Origin of the sequence: Mesorhizobium prunaredense (assembly GCF_900156895.1) — a bacterium.
In the GTDB taxonomy this organism is placed as follows: Bacteria; Pseudomonadota; Alphaproteobacteria; order Rhizobiales; family Rhizobiaceae; genus Mesorhizobium; species Mesorhizobium prunaredense.
In genome coordinates, this window is record NZ_FTPD01000014.1 from 24,110 (window position 1) to 46,789 (window position 22,680).

Consider the following 22,680-nt stretch of genomic DNA (forward strand, 5'->3'; position numbering starts at 1 on the left):
GAGCCTTGCCGATTCAATCTTTCGCGAAGATAGGTTCTGCAATCCAGTTAGGCAACATGATTATAAAGAGATCAGTATCTGCCTATTATTTGTGCGAAATGTGCTTGTGATTGATCCGGGCGCATTGCGGTGACGACGCAACGAATTTGTCGGAATGCGGCGCCACTTTTGCCGCATGCTTTGCCGGCGAGAATGGCACACGAATTGCTTTTTAATAATCCGGCAGGTCGGCTGCAGGGTGGCTGGCATGCCGGCGCCGTCCAAGGTTCGGTGATCAAAGCAACGAGAGGCTAGAATGACGAAATACAAGCTCGAGTACATTTGGCTCGATGGATACACCCCGGTTCCCAACCTTCGTGGAAAGACGCAGATCAAGGAATATGCCGAATTCCCGACGCTCGACCAGCTTCCGCTGTGGGGCTTCGACGGTTCCTCGACCATGCAGGCCGAAGGCCATTCGTCCGACTGCGTGCTGAAGCCGGTCGCCATCTATCCGGATCCCGCGCGCAGCAATGGCGTGCTCGTCATGTGTGAAGTCATGATGCCGGACGGCGTGACGCCGCATGCATCCAACAAGCGCGCCACCATCCTCGACGACGAGGGCGCCTGGTTCGGCTTCGAGCAGGAGTATTTCTTCTACAAGGACGGCCGCCCGCTCGGCTTCCCCGAGAGCGGCTACCCCGCGCCGCAAGGCCCGTACTACACCGGCGTCGGCTACAGCAACGTCGGCAGCGTCGCCAGACAGATCGTCGAGGAGCATCTCGACCTCTGCCTTGCCGCCGGCATCAACCATGAAGGCATCAACGCCGAGGTGGCCAAGGGCCAGTGGGAATTCCAGATTTTCGGCAAGGGCTCCAAGAAGGCCGCCGACCAGATGTGGATGGCCCGCTACCTGATGCAGCGCCTCACCGAGAAATATGGCATCGATATCCAATACCACTGCAAGCCGCTCGGCGACACCGACTGGAATGGTTCCGGCATGCACGCCAACTTCTCGACCGCTTACATGCGCGAAGTCGGCGGCAAGGACTATTTCGAGGCGCTGATGGCCGCCTTCGACAAGAACCTGATGGATCACATCGCCGTCTACGGGCCGGACAACGACAAGCGTTTGACCGGCAAGCATGAGACCGCGCCATGGAACAGGTTCAGCTATGGCATCGCCGATCGCGGCGCCTCGATCCGCGTGCCGCATTCGTTCATCAACAATGGCTACAAGGGCTATCTCGAGGATCGCCGCCCGAACTCGCAGGGCGACCCCTACCAGATCGCCTCGCAGATCCTGAAGACGATTGCCAGCGTGAGCACGGCCGAGAAGAAGGCCGCAGCTTGAGCTTTCGTCATGGCGTGGACGCCTTCCGTCTGCGCCGTGACCACCTCTTGTCACGCCGGCCCTTGCCGGCAGATGACAGCACAAACAAAAACCCCGGCATCTCCGCCGGGGTTTTTCTTTAATTCCTTGGTCGATCAGACCGAATAATACATGTCGTATTCGACCGGATGCGGGGTCATTTCGAAGCGCATCACTTCGGCCATCTTGAGCTCGATGTAGCTGTCGATCTGGTCGTCGTCGAAGACGCCGCCGGCCTTCAGGAAGCCACGGTCCTTGTCGAGGCTCTGCAGCGCTTCGCGCAGCGAGCCGCAGACGGTCGGGATCTTCTTCAGTTCCTTCGGCGGCAGGTCGTAGAGATCCTTGTCCATCGGCTGTCCCGGATGGATCTTGTTCTTGATGCCGTCGAGGCCGGCCATCAGCATGGCGGCAAAGGCGAGATAGGGGTTGGCGCCCGGATCGGGGAAGCGGACCTCGACGCGCTTGGACTTCGGCGACGAGCCGAACGGGATGCGGCAGGAGGCAGAGCGGTTGCGGGCCGAATAGGCGAGCAGCACCGGCGCTTCATAGCCCGGCACCAGGCGCTTGTAGGAGTTGGTCAGCGGGTTGGTGAAGGCGTTGATGGCCTTGGCGTGCTTGATGATGCCGCCGATGTAGAACAGGCAGCTCTCCGAGAGGCCGGCATATTCATTGCCGGCGAAGGTCGGCTTGCCGCCCTTCCAGATCGACTGGTGGACGTGCATGCCCGAGCCGTTGTCGCCGAAGACCGGCTTCGGCATGAAGGTGGCCGTCTTGCCGTAGGCATTGGCGACCTGATGCACGACATACTTGTAGATCAGCATCTTGTCGGCGTTGCGGACCAGCGTGTCGAACTTGATGCCGAGCTCGTGCTGGGCAGCGGCGACTTCGTGGTGGTGCTTTTCGACACGCACGCCCATTTCGGCGAGCACGGTCAGCATTTCGGAGCGCATGTCCTGCGCCGAGTCGATCGGTGGCACCGGAAAATAGCCGCCCTTGATGCGCGGGCGGTGGCCGAGATTGCCGGTCTCGTAGTCGGTGTCGTCGTTGGACGGCAATTCGGTGGAGTCGAGCTTGAAGCCGGTGTTGTACGGATCGGCCTTGTACTTGACGTCGTCGAACACGAAGAACTCGGCTTCCGGGCCGACGAAGATCTGATCGCCGATGCCTTCCGCCTTCATATAGGCTTCAGCCTTCTTGGCGGTGCCGCGCGGGTCGCGGTTGTAGGATTCTCCGGAGATCGGATCGAGGATATCGCACAGGATGACCATGGTCGACTGCGCGAAGAACGGGTCCATATGCACCGTCTCGGTGTCGGGCATCAGCACCATGTCGGACTCGTTGATCGCCTTCCAGCCGGCGATGGAGGATCCGTCGAACATGACGCCGTCGGCAAACATGTCTTCCTCGACCTCAACGACATCCATCGTCACGTGCTGCAGCTTGCCCTTCGGATCTGTGAAGCGCAGGTCAACGAATTTCACGTCGTTGTCCTTGATCTGCTTCATGATGTCTTTGGCTGTCGTCATGTCATGTTTCCCTGTCTGATGACGTTTCGAGGAGATGATCTGAAATCAGAAACCTCAGACCGCGTCCATCCCTGTTTCGCCGGTGCGGATGCGCACGACTTCCTCGATGTTGGAGACGAAGATCTTGCCGTCGCCGATGCGGCCGGTCTGGGCCGCCTTGCGAATGGCTTCGATGGCGCCTTCGACCGCGTCGTCGCCGAGCACGACCTCGATCTTCACCTTGGGCAGAAAATCCACGACATATTCGGCGCCGCGATAGAGTTCGGTATGGCCCTTCTGCCGGCCAAAACCCTTGGCCTCGGTAACGGTGATGCCTTGCAGCCCGGCCTCCTGAAGCGCTTCCTTCACTTCGTCTAGCTTGAACGGCTTGATGATCGCTTCGATCTTTTTCATGTAAAAAGTGGCCTCCACTGTCAAAAAAGACGGGTTGTGAGCCCCGCTTGCGCCTCTTTCAAGCACGAACTGTGCCAATTTGAGGGGATTCGAAGCGGTATCACGCGATTTCGATGCCATGCCGCGTTGAGGGCTAAATTCGCGTCATTCGCTGCGTTGGATGCGTCATGGATACTGGGAACCTACACATTGTCGGTGCTAGCGTCCGCACAATAATTGGGCAGATAGAGCATTTCGCGGGCAATTGTGCTTCGACGAGGCCATTGTCCCTAACGATGTGCCTATAGATCGTGCCATCTCATCGCCGTTTGCTTCGAACCGAAAACTGGACAATGTTTGACCACAGGGATCGGAGTTTTACCACAGGGATCGGGTTTGACCACAGGATCGGCTTGAGCCAATGCGGATCGGCATCCATGAGCAATGAAATTCTGTCTCCGGCCGAAATGGCTGAAGCCGACCAGTTGACGATTTCCGCCGGACCACGCGACGGCAGTGGCCTGATGCGCAATGCAGGTGGCGCGGTCGCTGCGGTGGTGCTCGCCCATTTTCCGGCTGCCAGGCGTGTCCACGTGCTGTGCGGGCCCGGCAACAATGGCGGCGATGGCTATGTCGTCGCCCGCATTCTTCGGGACAGCGCCGTCGACGTCTTGCTGTGGGCATCCGGCTCGCCCAAAGCCGGCAGCGATGCGGCGCTCGCCGCTTCGGAATGCCGGGTCAGGCCCCGGCCGCTGTCGGAATTTGCTGCCGATAAAGGTTCGATCCTGGTCGATGCGCTTTATGGGGCGGGGCTGTCGAAGCCGCTGTCCGGTGATGCCGCCAGGGCGGTCGAGGTTGCGACAGAACTGAACCTGCCTGTCGTCGCGGTCGATCTGCCCTCAGGCGTGTCCGGCGAGAGCGGCCAGATTCTCGGCCGGGCATTCCGCGCCCGAATCACGGTGACGTTTGCGCGAAAGAAGCCCGGCCATCTGCTGTTGCCGGGGCGCGGGATGTGCGGCGAGCTGGTGCTTGCCGACATCGGCATTAGCGACGATATCGTTGCGCAGCTTGAACCGCTCACCTTCGAGAACCTCCCGCCGCTTTGGCTCGAAAATTTCCCGGTCCCAGCCGTCGACGCGCATAAATACAGGCGCGGCCATGTCGGCGTCTTTTCCGGCGGACCATCGGCGACGGGTGCCGCACGGCTGTCGGCGCTTGCCGCGGCCAGAAGCGGGGCAGGGGCGGTGACCGTGCTGTCGCCGGCGAACGCCGTGCAGGTGAATGCCGCGCATCTGACTTCGATCATGCTGAAAAAGGCCGACAGCATCGCGGACGTACAGGAATTCATCGACGACCGCCGGCCATCGGCGTTCGTCCTCGGACCCGGATTTGGCGTCGGCGAAAAAACACGCGATTTTGCCCTCGGCGTGCTGGCCAACGGCGAGCGGCAAGACGGCAGGGTCGACGGGCTGGTGCTCGATGCCGATGGTATCAGCTCGTTTCGCGATACCCCGAAAGTTCTGTTCGAAGCCGCCCGTCGTCTGAACGCGCCAGCGCTGGTGCTGACGCCGCATGAAGGCGAATTCGCCAGGCTGTTCGCGGACATCGCCGGAGCCAAGAACCTGTCCAAACTGGCCAAGGCGCGCTCTGCCGCCGAGCGCGGCGCCATCGTCGTCTACAAAGGCGCGGACACGGTGATCGCGGCGACCGATGGCAGGGCGGCGATCAACAGCAACGGCGCCCCATGGCTGGCCACCGCCGGTTCGGGCGACGTGCTGTCGGGGGTCATTGCCGGCTTGCTTGCGCAAGGCATGCCGGCTTTCGAAGCCGCCTGCGCGGCGGTCTGGATTCACGCTGAGGCCGGCAGCCGTTTCGGACCTGGGCTGATCGCTGAAGACTTGCCGCTGGCGCTGGTGCCGGTGCTGCACGAGCTTGCCGAAAATCGCAACGGGATGACTGCTGAATGAACCGTCGGCTCGCCCTGATCGCTGTGATTTTCGCCAATTTTTTCTTAGCCAGCCTGGCGCGCGCCGAAGGTCCGGTGATGATCGTCGACGATCCGGCCGTGCTCGCCGCTCTCGACGCCAGGGGTTTTGATTTCGCCGGCATTTTCGATGTCGACGGCATTTTCGATGTCGAAGGCAAGGGCGACCTGAAGACGCTCTATGACAAGGCGCCGGCCTATCATCAGATCGTCGAAACGATTGCCGGCGATGTCGCCGCGCTGCGCGCCGAGATGAAGGCTGGCGGGCGGCCGCTCTACGAAGTCACCGACGGCAATGTCGGCCGCATCATTGACATGCGCTGGCTGAAGACCGACGCCGCGCGCTTCCGGCTGGTCGGTGTCGTCAACCGGCTCGATCGGCGTGATTTCGCCGAGATACGAGGCGACGGGCGATGCGGCGAGGTCCGTTTCATCTACCGCCTCGCCTACAGCTTCAAGAAAAACGGCAAGGTTCTGGCCTCGCGCCTGCCATTCAATTTCAATGCCATCTATAGCGCCGCGCCGGACGCGGATGGCGGCTGCGTCGGCGTTGCCGGACGCTGGACGCCGCAGCTCGATGAGACCGTCGATATCGGCTGGCTCATCGGCGGGCCGCTTGAAAAGGCCGGGCTGAGCTTCAAGCAGCTCGAGCTAAACGCCCAGGTGGTGCGCTTTCCCTCCGGCCAGGAGACCGAATTTGGCGGGCAGGCTGCCTACCTCATGCGGATCTTTGGTATCGATGGAGAGACGGTCAGCGAAAAGCCGCTGGAAAACACGCCCGACCTGGCGCGGCTCGCCGACGACGCCGCGCTGAAAGCAAAACTTGCCGACTATATCAGCGCCAATGTCGCGGCGGTCGATCTCGGCGTCTACGAAATCCCGGATGAATTCCTGGCGAAGAAAGTCGTCTCGTGGTCGACTTTCGGCAGCGCAAGGCAGGCCAATCACCCGTTCACGCCGCTGTTCCAGCCCGCGGATTTTTCCGGGCTGGACTATTCCGCGCTGAAGCTGCTGCGCACGTCGGAAGCGCTAGTCGAGCGGCTCGACAATGGCGCCTGCCAGGGTTGTCATCAGGCTGGTTCGACCGCCGGTTTCCATTTCATCGGCCTCGACGACAAGACGACGTCGCCGCTGAACCGCATCGAGGTCGGCGTCTCGCCGCATCTTCATGCCGAAATGCCGCGGCGCGAAGCCTGGCTGCGTGCGTCCGCCGACAGCAAGGAGCCGAACCGCCTCCGCCCGCTGTCCTTCGCGCCGCCGGCCGCATGGAAAGACGCCGGCGAGGTCGCTTATGCACCGGCCGAGATGGCGATGCCATGTTTGATGCCGGAGGATGCGGCCCGCTTCGGCACGACCTGGCAATGCGGCGGCGGCACCGTCTGCACGGCGCTGGCGACCGCATCGGGGGTGCGGACGAAACTGGCGCAATGCCTGCTGCCCAAGGACAGCGAAAAGATGTTCTCCGGCCATCCATGCCTGACCGGCTCGATCGCCAGCAACGGCACGCAGCCTTTCAATGACCGCTACAGCATTACAGGCCAGTTCGCGGCCTTCGCCACCGACATTTCGCGCACCGCCTACACCTGCCGGCCGCCGAAGATCGGCGTGCCGGCCGGCATCGCCTATCGCGGATGCAGTGACAAGGACCGTGCCTTTGCCGGCTTCAAGCCGGGCAAGCCGATGCCGAACGAGATCTGCGGGCTGGTCGGCGGCAAAAAATTCGACATCTGCGTGGCGACCAATAATTTCGACCAGTGCTTGGGCGGCGCGGTCAATCGCGGCAACCGGCCGGCTTGCTCGGCCGACCATTTCTGCCGCGAGGATTACATGTGCCAATCGCTGCCGCCCGATACGCCTGGTATCGGCAAGGTGAGAGGTGTCGGCTTCTGCTCGCCGACCTATTTTATCTTCCAGATGCGCATCGACAATCATGCCACGCCGTGGTCGGGCGCCGTCCGCGCGACGATGGGCGCGGGGTTCGGCGCGGCGGAACCGGAGTGAGCTTTGCTGTGGTCGCTTTCGCGACATCAGCGCCTCACAACGGAATGTTGTCGTGCTTCTTCCAGGGGTTCTGCATATCCTTGTTGCGTAGCATGCGCAGCGCACGCGCGATGCGGCGGCGGGTCGAATGCGGCATGATCACCTCGTCGACATAGCCGCGCTCGGCGGCGACGAAGGGCGACAGGAAGCGATCCTCGTAAGCCTTTGTATGTGCTGCGATCTTCTCCGCATCGCCGATGTCCTTGCGATAGATGATCTCGACCGCGCCCCTGGCGCCCATCACTGCGATCTGCGCCGTCGGCCAGGCATAATTCATGTCGCCGCGCAGATGCTTTGACGCCATCACGTCATAAGCGCCGCCATAGGCTTTTCGGGTGATCACGGTGATCTTCGGGACGGTCGCTTCGGCATAGGCGAACAAGAGCTTGGCGCCGTGCTTGATCAGCCCGCCATATTCCTGCGCAGTGCCGGGCAGGAAGCCTGGAACGTCGACGAAGGTGACGATCGGAATCGAAAAACAGTCGCAGAAGCGCACGAACCGCGCCGCCTTGCGGCTGGCGTCCGAATCAAGCACGCCGGCCAGCACCATCGGCTGGTTGGCGACGAAGCCGACCGTGCGCCCTTCGACGCGCCCGAAACCGGTGACGATGTTTTTTGCAAAATCCTGCTGGATTTCGAAGAAATCACCCTCATCGGCAACTTTAAGGATCAACTCCTTGATGTCGTAGGGTTTATTGGCGTTGTCGGGGATCAGTCGGTCGAGCGACAGATCGTCATCGGCGACCGACTGGTAGCATTCGATCTCGGGGATTTCAGCCGTGTTGGAGGCAGGCAGCAGATCGACCAGCCGGCGCATCTGCAGCAGCGCCTCGACGTCATTGTCGTAAGCGCCGTCGGCGATCGACGACTTCGTCGTGTGGACGAAGGCGCCGCCGAGGCTCTCGGCGGTTACCGTCTCGTTGGTGACGGTCTTCACCACGTCCGGGCCGGTGACGAACATGTAGGAGGTGCCGCGCACCATGAAGATGAAGTCGGTCATCGCCGGCGAATAGACGTCGCCGCCGGCGCACGGGCCCATGATCACTGAAATCTGCGGGATGACGCCGGAGGCGAGCACATTGCGCTGGAATATCTCGGCGTATCCGCCAAGTGCTGCCACGCCTTCCTGGATGCGGGCGCCGCCGGCGTCGTAGAGGCCGATGATCGGCGCGCGGTTGCGCAACGCCATCTCCTGCACCTTGACCACCTTTTCGGCGTGGGCCTCGGACAGCGAGCCGCCGAACACGGTAAAATCCTTGGCGAAGACATAGACCGGCCTGCCGTTGACGGTGCCCCAGCCGGTGACGACGCCGTCGCCGGCGATCTTGGTTTTCTCCATGCCGAAATCGGTCGAGCGATGCTCGACATACATGTCGAACTCCTCGAACGAGCCTTCGTCGAGAAAGACGTCGATGCGTTCGCGCGCGGTGAGTTTGCCTTTCTTGTGCTGAGCGTCGATTCGGGCCTTGCCGCCGCCCATGCGCGCCATGGCGCGGCGGCGCTCGAGTTCCTTCAGCACGTCCTTCATCGCTCGGTCCCCAAAGAGAAGCTGATTTGTGGTAATCATGGCGGTAAGCGAGCGCAAGCGCCGCTTTTCGGCCTGCCTTGTTTTCGCAACGCTGGCCGTGCTTTCGCCGCTGGTCTCGATATGCTGGCGGGCATAGCTGGCCGTCTGTTAGGTGCGGCTTACCAACCGCCCTCGCTTCGACTCCACGGCGCGGAACGAGGAATAGCAAGTTCCCCCTTGCGGACACGATCTGCTCTGGCGCGGATCGAACAGGGAACAAACAGCCTTCAACAGCGAAACTTCTTGGCAGGCATTCGCCGGATATGGCAAACTGAACTTATGAAGAACAGCATAGAAATATCCGAGGATTTGAACCGCCGGATCGACATGTTGGCCTCGCGCTCAACCCTGACTCGCGATCAGATCATTGAGGACGCGCTGTCCCATGGCCGTTCTCTGGCGTGGCAGGAAAAGTGGATAGCTGGTGTTCAGGCGGGGATCGAGGCCGCCGACCGTGGAGACTTCGCAAACGAAGAAGAGATCGCGGCGGTTCTCAACAAATATGGTCAGGCATAGCGGTCGGTGCGAATTGTCTGGACCCGACACTATCTGATCGAGCCTTGCATCAATCGGCGACTACATCGGCCAGCATAACCCGCGTGCTGCCGCCCGCCTCGTCAATGACATTCATTCAAAGACTGCTTGGCTGTTGTCCGCCAATCCGTTTATCGGACGTGTCGGCGAGATCAGCGGCACTCGTGAACTGGTGATTTCCGGCACACCCTACGTCGTCGCGTATCGGGTGAAAGACACTCAAATAGAAGTTCTGTTCGTCCAGCATGGGGCGAGGGAATGGCCGGGAGAAGTTTGAGCAGACCTTCACGGCTGCCGTCTTGACTGTTTTCGCTGCGCTGCAACATGACGGCCCTTGCATTTCGCGGCGAACTGGGCCATATGCGGCGGCATAGGCGCTTGGGCCGGGACCTATCCGGCCTTCTCGACGAATGAGACTGGTTGCGTCTGTTTTCCCTCTTTCCGACATATCGGCAAGGCGGCGAAAAAGCCCCGTGGCATGATGCCTGCGGGCACGACAGCGCAGCCGTGCGGACGATAACGTCCGCCCGCCTTGTCGTTTCATGACAGTTTTTCGACGGCAGGTTGCGCCCTGCCGCCATTGATGTTTGCGGCCAGGAGCCGCGTGAAAGAAGAATATTTTGAACAACGAAAACACTCTGCCCGGTAAAGACACTGGGGAACTTTCGGGTTTCGCAGCACTTGGAATTACGGGCGCGCTGCTCAAGGCCACCCATGGCGCAGGCTTCACCGATCCGAAGCCGATCCAGGCCCAGGCGATCCCGCCGCAGCTGGAAGGCCGTGACATTTTCGGCATCGCCCAGACCGGTTCGGGCAAGACCGCTGCGTTCGCGCTGCCGATCCTTTCGAAGATCATCGCGCTCGGCACCAAGCGCCGGCCGAAGACCGCTCGTGCGCTGATTTTGGCGCCGACGCGTGAGCTTGCCGTGCAGATCGAAGAGATGATCAAGCTGCTCGCCAAGGGCGCCCATGTCTCGACAGCACTCGTGCTTGGCGGCGTCTCGCGCTTCAGCCAGGTGAAGAAGATTGCTCCCGGCGTCGACATTTTGATCGCCACCCCCGGCCGGCTGACCGATCTGGTGCGTGAGGGCGACCTCGTGCTTGCCGACACCAAGTGGCTGGTGCTCGACGAGGGCGACCGCATGCTCGACATGGGCTTCATCAACGATGTCAAGCGCATCGCCAGGGCGACCGCGCCGGACCGTCAGACGGTGCTGTTCTCGGCGACCATGCCGGCCGAAATCGCCGAATTGGCCAAGGGCCTGCTGAAGAACCCGATCCGCGTCGAAGTGGCGCCGCACAGCACTGCGGCGGCCGAGATCGTACAGGGCGTTGTCTTTGCCCGCACCAAACAAAAGCGCCAGGTGCTGGCGACGATGCTCGCCGACGAGGCGATGAAGTCCGTCATCATCTTTTCGCGCACCAAGCATGGCGCCGACAGGGTGACCAAGGATCTCGATCGCGATGGCTTCAAGGCCGCCGTCATCCACGGCAACAAGTCGCAGAACGCCCGCCAGAAGGCGCTGAACGATTTCCGCGAGGGTTCGGTGCGCATTCTTGTGGCGACCGATATCGCGGCGCGCGGCATCGACGTGCCCGGCATCAGCCATGTGGTGAATTTCGACCTGCCGGACGAGGCGGAGAGCTATGTCCACCGCATCGGCCGCACCGGCCGTAACGGCATGGACGGCATCGCCATCACGCTTTGCGACCCGTCCGAGAACAGCAAGCTGCGCCAGGTCGAGCGGATCATCCGCACCAAGCTGCCGATCGTTGCCGACCATCTCGGCAGTCCCGACCCGCAGCGCAATCCTGCCGAAAAGAACGAGCGCAGCTTCGAGCCGGCCAACGACCGCAATGGTCGTCGCGACGGCAGGCGGCCGGGCGGCCACAACAACGGCAGCAAACGCTTCGGCGACAAGCCGGCCTTTGCCGGCGAGCGCAAGCCGGAAGGCGCCAAGCCCTTCAAGGGCAACAACAAGCGTCGTTTCGGCGGCAAGCGGCCAGCAGCGCGGGCTGCGTAATCAGATAGTGCATCCGGCCCGCGCCTGTCGGGCCGGCTCGGCTGCTCACAATTGAAAAGGCGATCGGAGCGATGCTTCGGTCGCCTTTCGCCTGAGATCTACTTCACCACCGCCTGTACCCACACGACAATGCGCTGCGCGAGGAAAGCTGTGGTTGCTGGCGACAGCGCGTCTCCGGCAATGACATGATTGTCGCGATCGCCGGTATCGTCGACCGGCACCAGTTCGTGCGCCGCGCCCCAGCGCCCGGCGATGTCACGGGTGCGGTCCGGCCGCACGATCCTGTCCGAATCGGAAAAGATGAAGAGGGCAGGGATGGCCGCCTTCTCCACCGGCGCGCCATAGGCCAGCTCGGTCACCGCCACCATCGGCAGGGTCGCCGTGATCGGATAGCGGTAGGTCCAGAATTTCTCGTGCAGCGCATTGCGTGGCACGAAGCTGCGCTGCTTACCGGCGACCAGCTCGGCGATCTTTCGGCCCCACGGCATGGTCAGAAGTTCGGCGCCGGAAGCCTTGACGCCGAAATTCGGCGAGATGAACGCTATTGCCGCCACCCCGTCCGATGCGCCCGGCTGCGTCGCGGCCCAGGCTGCCAGCGAGCCGCCGGTCGAGGTGGCGATGACGATCACCTTGTCGCCGATCGCTCGGCCGATGGCGAGCGCTTCCTCATAATCGTTGATCCAGGCGTTGACGCTGCCGTCCACCATTGCGGCACCGCCCTGTCCGTGGCCGGTGAGACGGGTGTAGTAAAGATTGGCGTCGAGCTGGTCGGCCACCTCGTCGGGAAGCGGACGAACCTCGCCCTTCGACGCCGAAAAGCCGTGGATATAGACGATCGACAGCGGCGTCCTGGCGTGAACCATCGGATTGGCCCAGATGATTTCCTTTTCCAGCCCGTCGTGGATATCAGGTACGGCCGCCTCCTTGCGTGCCAGATAGGCTTGCGGGTCATCGCCGATCACGGAAGGATCGAAGCGGATCGTGGTGTCGGCTGGGACGCGCGGGCCAAAGACGTAGGCAAGGACGAGAATGACGGCGAGACCCAATACCGCAAGCACGATCCGTCGCCCCATCGCAGACTCCATGCAATAAATCTCAACCTATGGCCACGATGGCAAACAGGCAACGACGTCCCGCCGGCGGCGGGATCGCCAACTTGATGGCCGCTCTAATCACTCGGCGGCTTTCGGTCGAAATTAAGCGGACGCGCCTTCCAGCGGGTCGCGGTGCTGATGACCCATCGGCAGAACGGTCTCGGCAGGATTCTGAGCAGCTTCAGGCCCCAGCACAAGCGCCACGGGAAGGTGACTTCGAAGCCGCCGGACTTGATGCCGCGCGCCATGCGGCGCGAGGCGCGATTGACGGGCATCAGCCCGGGCATCGGCAGCAGATTCTTCTCGGTCAGCGGGGTGTCGACGAAGCCCGGGTTTATCACCTGGATGCGGACGTTCATCTTGTCGAAATCGTACTTCAGCGACTCGGCGAGGATATTGATCGCCGCCTTGGTGCCGCCATAGGCGGCCGTGGTCGGCCAGCCGAAATAGGCGGTGACCGAACCGACCAGGACGATATGGCCGCGCGCGCGGACGCGCATGCGCTCGATGACCGGCACGAGGCCGTTGATGATGCCGAAATAATTGACATCGAAGGACTGGCGAAATCCACGGACAGTGAGGTCTTCGCCGGCGGTCGCAATATAGCTCCCGGCATTGAACACGGCCAAGACGATCGGGCCGAGATCCTTCTCGATCGCCGCGACCGTCCTTGCCATGCGTTTTTCGTCGGTGACGTCGCAAGGATAGGCCGTGACGTGGCCCGGCATCTGCGCCGTCTCGACAACAAGCGTATCGATCGGATCGTCGTCGAGCGCCGTCACCGCGACGACATAGCCTTGCGCCGCAAGGTCCTTGGCCAGTGAACGGCCGATGCCGCTGCTGCCGCCGGTAATCCAGGCGACGCCGTGCTTCGGGTCAGCCCGATAAAGTGTCATGCTATGCCTTGCGACTTTTTCTTAGCCTGTGCTCTAGCGGTGAAGAAATCGGATGAAAAGAGCGCTTTTCAATGGTGAGCTTCAATGATTGGCGGAACGCAACGTCTGTTTTGGGAAATTGCAGCCCGGAAATGCCGCTGGACCAGGCAAATTCTTGCCTTGAAACCCAAGCTTCGGGTTTCTAGGGTTCGGCCGCAAGCATAAAGGAATCTCCATGCCCCGTTCTGTGATCGAAGCGATCGGCAATACGCCTCTGATCCGCCTCAACAAAGCCTCGGAAGAAACCGGCTGCGAGATCCTGGGCAAGGCCGAATTCATGAATCCGGGCCAGTCGGTCAAGGACCGTGCCGCGCTGTTCATCATCCGCGACGCCGAGCAGCGCGGACTTTTGAGGCCGGGCGGGGTGATCGTCGAGGGGACGGCCGGCAACACCGGCATCGGATTGACGCTGGTTGCCAAGGCGCTTGGCTACCGCACCGTAATTGTCATCCCGGAGACGCAAAGCCAGGAGAAGAAGGACACGATCAGATTGCTCGGCGCCGAGCTTATCGAGGTGCCTGCCGTTCCCTACAAGAACCCCAACAATTATGTGAAACTGTCGGGCCGTCTGGCCGAGCAGATGGCCCGGTCCGAGCCGAACGGCGCGATCTGGGCCAATCAGTTCGACAACGTCGCCAACCGTGATGGCCATACCCGCACCACGGCGGAAGAAATCTGGGCCCAGACCGGCGGCAAGGTCGACGGTTTCGTCTCGGCGGTCGGCTCCGGCGGAACACTGGCCGGGGTCGCCTTCGGGCTCAAGGCCAGGAGCAAGGATGTCAAGATCGCGCTCGCCGATCCGCTCGGTGCGGCGCTCTACAGTTTTTACACCAGCGGTGAGCTGAAATCCGAAGGCAGCTCGATCACCGAAGGCATCGGGCAGGGGCGGGTCACCGCCAATCTGGAAGGGTTCACGCCGGATTTCTCCTTCCAGATTCCGGACGAGGACGCGCTGCCTATCGTCTTCGACCTGATCCAGGAGGAAGGCCTGTGCGTCGGCGGCTCGACCGGCATCAACATTGCCGGCGCGATCCGGCTGGCACGCGAGATGGGTCCCGGCCACACTATCGTGACTGTGCTTTGCGACTACGGCACGCGCTATCAGTCGAAATTGTTCAACCCGGAGTTCCTGCGTCAAAAGCAGCTGCCGGTGCCGGGCTGGATGGAACAGCGGAGCACAATCTCGGTGCCGTTCGAAAAGGTTGCATGATGGCTTACAGGACGGATGCGCTGTTTCGCGACGACGCCTATCTCAGGACGGCTGATGCCGTGGTTGTCGCCGTCAACGACCGTGGCGGCATCATTCTGGACCGGACGATCTTCTATGCCACGTCGGGCGGGCAGCCTGGCGATACGGGCACCCTCGAACGCGCCGATGGCAGCCTGATCGCTGTTGCCGCCACCATCACTGGTGAGACCAAGGATGACATCATCCATGTGCCGCCGCCTGAGCAGGCGGTGCCTGAGGTCGGTGAGCCGGTAAAGCTTGCCCTCGATTGGCAGAGGCGGCATCTGCTGATGCGCATGCACACAGCCTGCCACTTGCTTACCGTCGTCTGCCCGTTCCCGATCACCGGCGCCTCGGTTTCCGAGGACGACAGCCGTATCGATTTTGATATTCCGGATGCCGGCTTCACCAGGGAAGACGTGACGGCCCGGCTGATGGAATTGGTGCGGGCCGACCACCCGGTCTTTGTCAGGCTGATCACCGACGAGGAACTGGCGGCCAATCCGGGACTGGTGAAATCGAAAAATGTTCGGCCGCCCGTCGGCACGGGCAAGATCCGCCTGGTCTGCATTGGCGAGAACGCCTCGATCGACAGCCAGCCTTGCGGCGGCACCCATGTGAAGAGCACTGGAGAAGTCGGCGAGATCCATATCGGCAAGATCGAGAAGAAGGGTCGCGAGAACCGGCGCTTCCGAATACGCTTTGGACCAATGCCGCCGGCCTGATAAACAGCCGGCCTGATAAACAGATTGTCGAAGGCGGGCAGGAGAAGAACAATGGCCGAAGACAGCCCTTTCATCGTCGATGCGGACTGGTTGCAGAAGCGCCTTGGCGAGCCTGGCCTGACCATCGTCGACGCGTCCTGGTATTTGCCGGCGCAGAAGCGCGACGCGCGCGCCGAATATGACGCAGCGCACATTCCGGGCGCCCGTTTCCTGGATCAGGATGCGATCTCGGATCCTGATTCCCGACTGCCGCACACACTGCCGTCGCCGCAGCATTTCGCCCAATATGTCGGTGCCATGGGCATTTCGGCCGACGACACCATCGTTGTCTATGACGGTCCGGGCTTCTTCTCGGCGCCGCGCGCCTGGTGGATGTTCCGTGTCATGGGGGTGTTCCAGGTCTACATATTGGACGGCGGGTTCGATTGCTGGAAAGCGGTTGGACGGCCGGTGACGGCGGAGCCGACGAAGATCGCGCCTTGCGTGTTCCATGCCGACTTCGATGCCGCTCGCGTCGCCAGCCTGGCCGACATGCGCCGGATCGTCGAGACCGGAGAAAGCCAGATCGCCGACGCGCGTTCGCCTGGCCGGTTTGCCGGTACCGAGCCGGAACCCCGCGCCGGCGTCCGCTCGGGCCATATGCCCGGCGCGCGCAATGTGCCGTTTTCGGCGCTTGCCGAGGACGGCGAGCTGCTGTCGAAAGACCGGTTGCGCAAGGTGATCGAGGACGCCGGCATCGACCTGTCAAAGCCGGTTGTCACCTCTTGCGGCTCAGGCGTTACGGCGGCGGCGATCACGTTGGCGCTCGAGACGCTAGGCCACACCGACAACAGGCTCTACGACGGTTCATGGACCGAATGGGGTGGGCTTGGCGATACGCCCGTCGTGACGGGCAAGGACTGACTGTGATGGAAAACGGCGCGCTTGAAGACATCGAGGTCACGGTGACGTTTCTCGAAATGCATGCGCCGCCGGCCTATTCGCCGCCGCTGCCGTACAACCGCCAGATCGCATTGCTGAAAACCAAGGACATTCCGCTGCATTTCTACCGCTATTTGATGGATCGGGTGGGCCGCAAATGGCACTGGGTCAATGTGCTGAGGCTGAGCGACGAGGAGCTTTCTGCCGGGATCCACCGCGAGGACCGCGACATCAGGGTGCTGTATCTCGACGGCTCGCCGGCCGGCTTTTTCGACCTGAAGCCGCATCTGCCGGGAGAAGTGGAACTTGCCTATTTCGGCATGATGGAGCACGCGACCGGGCAAGGCATCGGCCGCTGGTTCCTCGGTGCGGCGATCGACGCCGCCTGGTCGCACGGCCCAAGGCGGGTAACGGTGCAGACCTGCACGCTCGACCATCCGGCGGCATTGCCGCTCTACCAGAAGCTCGGCTTTGAACCGGTCGCGCAAAAGAAGGAGATGGTGCATCCAATGACCTTCGCCGAGCGTGCGGCCAGCGTCATGCGGCCATGATTTTCTCCGCAAGCTGAAGCTTCATCGATGCTTCAGCTTGCAGGCAAACTGTTGGAGCGTTCGCCACGCGTTCAAGGGAACGCGTGGCGCTCGAAATGGCGATGGGAGGATCAATGACGATTCGGGTGGTGATGGCCGGTGCGACCGGCTGGGTCGGCAAGGCACTGGTTCCGGCGATCGGGGCGCAAGGCGACATGGCGCTGGCCGCGGCCGTGTCACGCAGCGGCGCTGGGCAGGATTCCGGCCTACTGGTCGGCCTGCCGGCAAACGGCATCATCGTTGCCGCCTCGCTGGCCGAGGCAATGGAGGTGCCGTCGGACGTGCTGGTCGACTACACCAAACCGCATGTCGTGAAGGAGCATGCGCTGCTGGCCATCGAAAAGGGACGGCACGTGGTGATCGGCACGTCGGGGCTGGGTGCGGCCGATTTTGGCGAGATCGACGCTGCAGCCCGCGCCAATCGTGTCGGCGTCATTGCCGCCGGCAATTTTTCGATCACCGCCACGCTGATGAAGCGGTTTGCCCTGATGGCGGCGAAATACGTGCCGGATGTCGAGGTCATCGACTATGCCAGCGCCAAGAAACCCGACGCGCCGTCCGGCACCGCGCGCGAGCTTGCCGAAGCGCTGGCAGATGTCCGCAAGGCTTCGACCGCGCGGCCGGTCTCGGAGGTCTCCGGTGTGCCGGGAACGCGCGGTGCGGCGGTTGGCACGGGCGAGGGGGTGCAGGTGCATGCGCTTCGCCTGCCTTCCTACATCCTGTCCTGCGAAGCGCTGTTCGGCCTGCCCGACGAGCGGCTGACCATCCGCCACGACGCCGGCTCGTCCGCTGCCCCTTACGTGGCCGGGACGCTGCTCGCCATCCGGCGGGTACAGGAGATCACAGGGCTGGTGCGCGGTCTCGACGCGCTGATGGACTGATCCGAATTGGCAGGAATCGGGTGGGAGGCGCTGGCGCAGCGACGTAATTTCCGGTCGACGACATCGGAGATTTCACCATGACCATCCAGTTCAAGGCCTTGCCCACGGAAGCTGTCAGAGCCTTGCAGCGCGGCGGGCCGGACGCCTATGGCCTGATACCAGAGCGGAAAATATCCGACGGTGACGGCGTGCCTTGCCGTCACTGCCTGAAGAACGTTGCCGCTGGAGAAGCCTACCTTGTCCTGGCTTATCGGCCATTCCCGGAATTGCAGCCTTATGCCGAGACCGGTCCGATCTTCCTGCATGCCGCGCCCTGCGAGCGCGCTGCCGAAGCCGAGGCGCCTCCCGAAATTCTCGAAAGCAGCGACTACATCGTGCGCGGCTACGGCAGCGACGACCGCATCGTCTACGGCAGCGGCGGCGTCATCCCAACCGGCGCTATCGCGGCGCGGGCCGAGAGTTTGTTCGAGCGCGACGACATCGCCTATGTGCATGTCCGCTCGGCACGCAACAATTGCTATCAGTGCCGGATCGAGCGCGCGTGACCGGATCGGTCGCAGCTGTCGTACGCCTGTCGCAATGTCGCGTTACGGAATGATTGTCGATCGATTTGCCGACCGCGGATGAACCGGCGGGAGATCTCGATATCAGAGGAAGCGGGGCTTTGGCTCCGCTTTTTTGCTGCCTGCATTGTCCCGCCCATTTCGTCACCCGAAGAAAAAGCCCGCCGGAATGACCGACGGGCTTTGACTGTTGTCTGGACGGCTCGAAAATTAGTTGAACTTGTACTTCGCACCGATGCGAACGGTGTGGAACGAAGGCGTGGAGGTGAGAGTGTCGTCCGGCAGGCCAAGATCCGACGAAAAATCCTTCTCGGAGAACTGCGAGTAGCGGTACTCGAGGCCGACGGTCACGTTGCTGGACATGGCCGTTTCCAGGCCACCACCCACCGAGAAGCCGCTGGAGTCCCAATCGAGGATGTCGCCGACGGGCGAAGACGCTTTCAGATCGAAATGCTGCCAGCTGTAACCGCCGAGCACATAGGCAAGTGTCGATTCGTTGACTTTCATGCCGACGCGGGCAAGTACATCGAAGCCGTAATCGGTATCCAGATTGATCGATCCGCCTGGAACTTCCAACTCGGAAGTCATGCCGGAGTAGCGGGCATCCACCATGACACCTGCGACCCAGCTGCCGAAATCATGGTCATAGCCGACGTTCAATTCGCCGAACACACCTTCGCCGCCGAGCCCGTTGAACTCGAGCCCGCCAAGCGGCGGAACCTCGATCTGATGCACCGACGCACCCGCGCCGGCGGCGCCGCCGACGTAGAAGCCGGTCCAGTTGTAGGCAGGCGCTTCAAAAGAGGCGACGCCGCCATTCTGGGCGCCAAAGCGATAGTTGGCCCCGACCTGGAATGTATGCCGCGATGTGTCGAGATTGAGGGTGCCATCCGGAGCACCGAAATCGGAAAGCAGATCATCATTGGTACCGAAGCGGGTATAGCGATATTCTGTCTTGATGGTCCAGTTGCTGTTGATGGCCGTTTCAACGCCGGCTCCGACGAAGTAGCCGCTCTGGTCCCAATCCAGGTCAATACCAGCGTTGGTGTCGAGTTTGTATTTCTGCCAGGAATAGCCGCCGAGCACATAGCCCAACGTGTTCGGCGTGAACAGGTAACCAGCCCGCAGACCAGCGTCGAAACCGTAGGTCTCGCGGACCGAAGCCTCTAGTCCAGCTACATCGAGCGTGGTTTCAATGTTGCCGATATGGGCGTCCAAGAGTCCGCCGATCAGGAAGCGCGGCGACACCATATAGTCGTACCCAACGGTCAGTTCACCGTATACGCCTTCACCACCAATGCCGTTCAACGAGAAGCCGGGAAGGAAATCGCTGCTGAGCTCGTGGACATTGGCGCCGGCGCCAACGCCAAAGCCGACATAAATGCCACTCCAGTTGAAGGCCGACGTCTCGACCACCGGCACAAGCGCGTCGGCGGCATGAGAAACCGATCCGAGCGCCAGTACGGAAACCGCGCCAAGAAGAAGAGATTTTGCGAATCGTTTGTTGATCATTGCCCCTGCCTTTTGAAAAACCCGTCAGCCGTCTAGCACCTGCCCATGCTGGCGGATGTAACAAAAAAGCCACAGGAAAGACACATTGCAAGCATGACGGGTAAAACCGGTCAGCCTATCGCAATTCGTGAAATTTGCTTGTGGAAAAAGCCGCCGGGGGGCGCCGGCGGCTCTGTCGGGACGGGAAATCGGCGGCGGGTTCAGGCGGCGAGAACGGCCTTCGGCTCGACCAACTCATAGCCGAGTGATTCGGCCACCGCGCGGTTGGTGATCTTGCCCTTGTGGACATTGAGGCCGTTGCGCAAATGATGATCGTCGACCAGCGCCTTCAGGCCCTTGTCGGCAAGCTGCAGGCCGTAATGCAGCGTCGCGTTGTTCAACGCCTGGGCCGAAGTGACCGGCACCGCGCCCGGCATGTTGGCGACGCAATAGTGAACGACGCCGTCGACCTCATAGGTCGGGTCGGCATGAGTTGTGGCGTGCGAGGTCTCGAAGCAACCGCCCTGGTCGATGGCGACATCGACCAGCACCGAGCCTTTCCTCATTCCCGACAGCATTTCGCGCGAAACGAGTTTTGGCGCGGCGGCACCCGGGATCAGCACGGCGCCGACGACGATGTCGGCAGAAAAACATTCCTCTTCCAGCGCCTCGACCGTCGAGTAGCGGGTGTGGACGCGGCCGCCGAAGATATCGTCGAGCTGGCGCAGGCGCGGGATCGAGCGGTCGATGATGGTGACGTCGGCGCCAAGGCCGGCCGCCATCCGCGCGGCATGCAGCCCGACGACGCCGCCGCCGAGCACGGTGACCTTGCCGGGCAGCACGCCGGGCACGCCGCCGAGCAGAACGCCGCGGCCGCCATTTGCCTTCTGCAGCGCGGTGGCGCCGGCCTGGATCGACAGGCGGCCCGCGACTTCCGACATCGGCGCAAGCAGCGGCAGGCCGCCGCGGTCGTCGGTGACCGTCTCGTAGGCGATGGCCGTCACGCCCGAGGCCAGCAGGCCCTTGGTCTGCTCCGGATCCGGAGCGAGATGGAGATAGGTGTAGAGGATCTGGCCGTCACGGAGCTGGACCCATTCGTTGGGCTGCGGCTCCTTGACCTTGACGATCATGTCGGACTTGGCAAACACGTCGGCAGCCGTCTTGGCGATGGTGGCGCCGGCGGCGCGATAGGCGTTGTCGTCGGCGCCGATGCCGGCGCCGGCGCCGGTCTCGACCAGCACTTCGTGGCCATGCGCGACATATTCGCGGACCGATCCCGGCGTCAGGCCGACGCGGTATTCGTGGTTCTTGATTTCCCGGGGGCAGCCGACGCGCATTTTCTTCTCCTCCTGATCCAGCCTTTTGGGGCATGTTCGCTGTTGACAGACAGTGAACCACGAATCGTCGCGAAGGTGTTTGCGAATGCGCTTGCGCAAGACGGCACGGTTCGATAATTGTTGCGCAAAACAGCTGGATTGTCGCAGGAATCCCGAAAAATGCCGCTCGACAGGATTGATATCGCCATCCTCGAAACGTTGCAACGGGATGGGCGGATACCCAACGCGGCGCTTGCCGAGAAGGTCGGCCTGTCGCAGTCGGCCTGCTCGCGGCGGCTCGACAATCTGGAGAAATCCGGAACCATCCGCGGCTACCACGCCCGGCTTTCCAATGCCGCTCTTGGCCACCAGATGACGGCGATCGTGCATATATCGCTGTCGGGGCAATTCGAGAAGACACTGTCGGATTTCGAGGCGGCGATAAAGCGCTGCCCGAATGTGTTGTCCTGCCACCTGATGTCGGGCGAATACGATTATATCCTGCGCATCGCGGCAAAGGACCTCGTCGACTATGAGCGCATCCACAAGGAATGGCTGTCGGCGATGCCGCATGTGACGAAGATCAATTCGTCGTTCGCCTTGCGCGAGATCGTCGACCGGACGGCGGTCGGGATGAAGCCGGAACTTGCTTAGGCTTTGAAAGCCTCCGTTACCACCCGGTCCATCGGGATATCATGCGGCTGCGGGTAGATGGTGGCGATGCGCTGCAGTTCGTAGCCGACACCGATGACCAGCGGCTTGAACGGCATCGCCGCCAGCGTGCGGTCGAAGAAGCCGCCGCCATAGCCCAGCCGATACAGTCTCGGATCGATGCCGACGACAGGGGAAATGACGATGTCGGGCAGCACCGGATCGCCTCCAGCCGGGATCGGGATGTTCCAGACGCCCTTCTCAAGCCGGTCGCCCGGTGCATAGGCGCGAAAGACAAGCGGGCGGTCTTTTTCGACGACAACGGGCAGTGCGGTACGGCCGCCGCGCTCATTGACGGAAGCCATCCAGGCCCGCAAATCCGGCTCGCCGCGGAACGGCCAGTAGAGGCTGACCATGCGGCCGGCAATGTCGGCGATCACCGCGTCGAGGCTTTCGCCGATGCGCTGCGACATTGCCGTCCGCACGTCAGCCGGGACAGCGAGGCGCGCCGCAATCAGCCGCTCGCGTTCGGCCTTGCGCCATCGTTTCACGTCGTTCCAATCGGCCAGGGGCGGCCGGAATTCCGGGTCGAGCTCGTGCATGAAGCAAGGCGGCGAGGAATATTGCCCCGGACCGTCGTCATGATCGCTAGCCAACTTTCACTCCTGTCATCTGCTTCGATGAAATTATACTCGGCGGCAGGATGGGGGCATGTACAACAGCGACATCTTAGGGCGGGCAGTCGGCAAAGTCGGATGTTGTTGCGTGCACAAAAGTAGCTGCATCAGAATTGGCGAAATTGCTCTGCAGCCTGCTTTCGCGGCCAACCGCCCTCACGGCCCACCTGCTCTCCCGGCCAACCTGCTCCCGGCCAACCTGCTCCCGGC

General features: G+C 62.1%; 21 protein-coding genes. 13 read left to right on the top strand and 8 right to left on the bottom strand.

The features are described from left to right. Positions 1-295 precede the first annotated feature (295 nt). Positions 296-1,333, top strand: coding sequence for a glutamine synthetase beta-grasp domain-containing protein (locus BQ8794_RS12480; protein WP_077377596.1), 1,038 nt, complete (start codon positions 296-298; stop codon positions 1,331-1,333). Between the two features lie 134 nt (positions 1,334-1,467). On the opposite strand, the gene glnA is transcribed toward BQ8794_RS12480, so the two are convergent. Together glnA and BQ8794_RS12490 are read right to left on the bottom strand one after the other, a co-directional pair. Beyond that, the gene (gene glnA / locus BQ8794_RS12485; RefSeq protein WP_023799265.1) at positions 1,468-2,877 is read right to left on the bottom strand and encodes a type I glutamate--ammonia ligase; all 1,410 of its coding nucleotides are present in this window, start codon (positions 2,875-2,877) and stop codon (positions 1,468-1,470) included. Between the two features lie 54 nt (positions 2,878-2,931). Beyond that, positions 2,932-3,270, bottom strand: coding sequence for a P-II family nitrogen regulator (locus BQ8794_RS12490; protein WP_006205430.1), 339 nt, complete (start codon positions 3,268-3,270; stop codon positions 2,932-2,934). A 416-nt stretch (positions 3,271-3,686) separates the two neighbouring features. On the opposite strand from BQ8794_RS12490, the gene BQ8794_RS12495 reads away from it, so the two are divergent. Next, positions 3,687-5,216, top strand: a complete 1,530-nt coding sequence (locus tag BQ8794_RS12495) for a bifunctional ADP-dependent NAD(P)H-hydrate dehydratase/NAD(P)H-hydrate epimerase (RefSeq protein WP_077377599.1) — start codon at positions 3,687-3,689, stop codon at positions 5,214-5,216. Continuing rightward, positions 5,213-7,234 carry a hypothetical protein gene (locus BQ8794_RS12500; protein WP_077377602.1) on the top strand — a complete coding sequence of 674 codons (2,022 nt, stop codon included), beginning with the start codon at positions 5,213-5,215 and terminating at the stop codon, positions 7,232-7,234. The genes BQ8794_RS12495 and BQ8794_RS12500 overlap by 4 nt, the downstream gene beginning before the upstream one ends. 34 nt (positions 7,235-7,268) lie before the next feature. Here the strand turns inward: BQ8794_RS12500 and BQ8794_RS12505 are convergent, their stop codons facing one another. Beyond that, entirely contained in the window at positions 7,269-8,801 is a 1,533-nt protein-coding gene (locus BQ8794_RS12505) for an acyl-CoA carboxylase subunit beta (RefSeq protein WP_077377605.1), read from the bottom strand. Positions 8,802-9,119: 318 nt separating this feature from the next. Between BQ8794_RS12505 and BQ8794_RS12510 the strand changes: the two genes are divergently transcribed. The 3 genes from BQ8794_RS12510 to BQ8794_RS12520 all read left to right on the top strand — a co-directional run bounded on the left by BQ8794_RS12510 (position 9,120) and on the right by BQ8794_RS12520 (position 11,398). Further along, the gene (locus BQ8794_RS12510; RefSeq protein WP_077377608.1) at positions 9,120-9,356 is read left to right on the top strand and encodes a transcriptional regulator; all 237 of its coding nucleotides are present in this window, start codon (positions 9,120-9,122) and stop codon (positions 9,354-9,356) included. A gap of 64 nt (positions 9,357-9,420) precedes the next feature. After that, complete coding sequence (locus BQ8794_RS12515) at positions 9,421-9,651, top strand: type II toxin-antitoxin system RelE/ParE family toxin (RefSeq protein WP_425293535.1); 231 nt, start codon at positions 9,421-9,423, stop codon at positions 9,649-9,651. 343 nt (positions 9,652-9,994) lie between these two features. Beyond that, on the top strand, positions 9,995-11,398 hold the full coding sequence (locus tag BQ8794_RS12520) for a DEAD/DEAH box helicase (protein WP_077377614.1): 1,404 nt from the start codon (positions 9,995-9,997) through the stop codon (positions 11,396-11,398). Between the two features lie 98 nt (positions 11,399-11,496). Here the strand turns inward: BQ8794_RS12520 and BQ8794_RS12525 are convergent, their stop codons facing one another. Both BQ8794_RS12525 and BQ8794_RS12530 read right to left on the bottom strand, forming a co-directional pair. Beyond that, positions 11,497-12,471, bottom strand: coding sequence for an alpha/beta hydrolase (locus BQ8794_RS12525; RefSeq protein ID WP_077377617.1), 975 nt, complete (start codon positions 12,469-12,471; stop codon positions 11,497-11,499). 95 nt (positions 12,472-12,566) lie between these two features. Next, positions 12,567-13,388 carry an SDR family oxidoreductase gene (locus tag BQ8794_RS12530; RefSeq protein WP_077377620.1) on the bottom strand — a complete coding sequence of 274 codons (822 nt, stop codon included), beginning with the start codon at positions 13,386-13,388 and terminating at the stop codon, positions 12,567-12,569. Positions 13,389-13,602: 214 nt separating this feature from the next. Here BQ8794_RS12530 and BQ8794_RS12535 point away from each other — a divergent pair, with 214 nt between their 5' ends. The 6 genes from BQ8794_RS12535 (at position 13,603) to BQ8794_RS12560 (ending at position 18,317) form a co-directional block, all read left to right on the top strand. Further along, on the top strand, positions 13,603-14,637 hold the full coding sequence (locus BQ8794_RS12535) for a cysteine synthase A (RefSeq protein ID WP_077377624.1): 1,035 nt from the start codon (positions 13,603-13,605) through the stop codon (positions 14,635-14,637). Further along, positions 14,637-15,380 (top strand): alanyl-tRNA editing protein, encoded by a 744-nt coding sequence (locus BQ8794_RS12540; protein ID WP_077377797.1) that lies wholly within the window; start codon positions 14,637-14,639, stop codon positions 15,378-15,380. The genes BQ8794_RS12535 and BQ8794_RS12540 overlap by 1 nt, the downstream gene beginning before the upstream one ends. Before the next feature lie 51 nt (positions 15,381-15,431). Then, on the top strand, positions 15,432-16,283 hold the full coding sequence (gene sseA, locus BQ8794_RS12545) for a 3-mercaptopyruvate sulfurtransferase (protein ID WP_077377627.1): 852 nt from the start codon (positions 15,432-15,434) through the stop codon (positions 16,281-16,283). Between the two features lie 5 nt (positions 16,284-16,288). Further along, positions 16,289-16,852: a GNAT family N-acetyltransferase gene (locus BQ8794_RS12550; protein ID WP_027154015.1), complete on the top strand. Its 564-nt coding sequence runs from the start codon at positions 16,289-16,291 to the stop codon at positions 16,850-16,852. A 113-nt stretch (positions 16,853-16,965) separates the two neighbouring features. Beyond that, the gene (gene dapB / locus BQ8794_RS12555) at positions 16,966-17,772 is read left to right on the top strand and encodes a 4-hydroxy-tetrahydrodipicolinate reductase (protein ID WP_077377630.1); all 807 of its coding nucleotides are present in this window, start codon (positions 16,966-16,968) and stop codon (positions 17,770-17,772) included. A gap of 77 nt (positions 17,773-17,849) precedes the next feature. Continuing rightward, the gene (locus tag BQ8794_RS12560) at positions 17,850-18,317 is read left to right on the top strand and encodes a DUF1203 domain-containing protein (RefSeq protein WP_077377633.1); all 468 of its coding nucleotides are present in this window, start codon (positions 17,850-17,852) and stop codon (positions 18,315-18,317) included. 228 nt (positions 18,318-18,545) lie between these two features. Here the strand turns inward: BQ8794_RS12560 and BQ8794_RS12565 are convergent, their stop codons facing one another. Beyond that, entirely contained in the window at positions 18,546-19,847 is a 1,302-nt protein-coding gene (locus BQ8794_RS12565; RefSeq protein ID WP_077377636.1) for an outer membrane protein, read from the bottom strand. Between the two features lie 200 nt (positions 19,848-20,047). Further along, entirely contained in the window at positions 20,048-21,163 is a 1,116-nt protein-coding gene (gene ald, locus BQ8794_RS12570; RefSeq protein WP_077377800.1) for an alanine dehydrogenase, read from the bottom strand. 159 nt (positions 21,164-21,322) lie between these two features. Here ald and BQ8794_RS12575 point away from each other — a divergent pair, with 159 nt between their 5' ends. Beyond that, a complete protein-coding gene (locus BQ8794_RS12575; RefSeq protein WP_023799250.1) occupies positions 21,323-21,796 on the top strand; it encodes an Lrp/AsnC family transcriptional regulator in 474 nt (157 codons plus the stop codon). On the opposite strand, the gene BQ8794_RS12580 is transcribed toward BQ8794_RS12575, so the two are convergent. Further along, complete coding sequence (locus tag BQ8794_RS12580) at positions 21,793-22,449, bottom strand: 5-formyltetrahydrofolate cyclo-ligase (RefSeq protein ID WP_077377640.1); 657 nt, start codon at positions 22,447-22,449, stop codon at positions 21,793-21,795. The two genes, BQ8794_RS12575 and BQ8794_RS12580, sit on opposite strands and share 4 nt — an antisense overlap. Positions 22,450-22,680 lie beyond the last annotated feature (231 nt).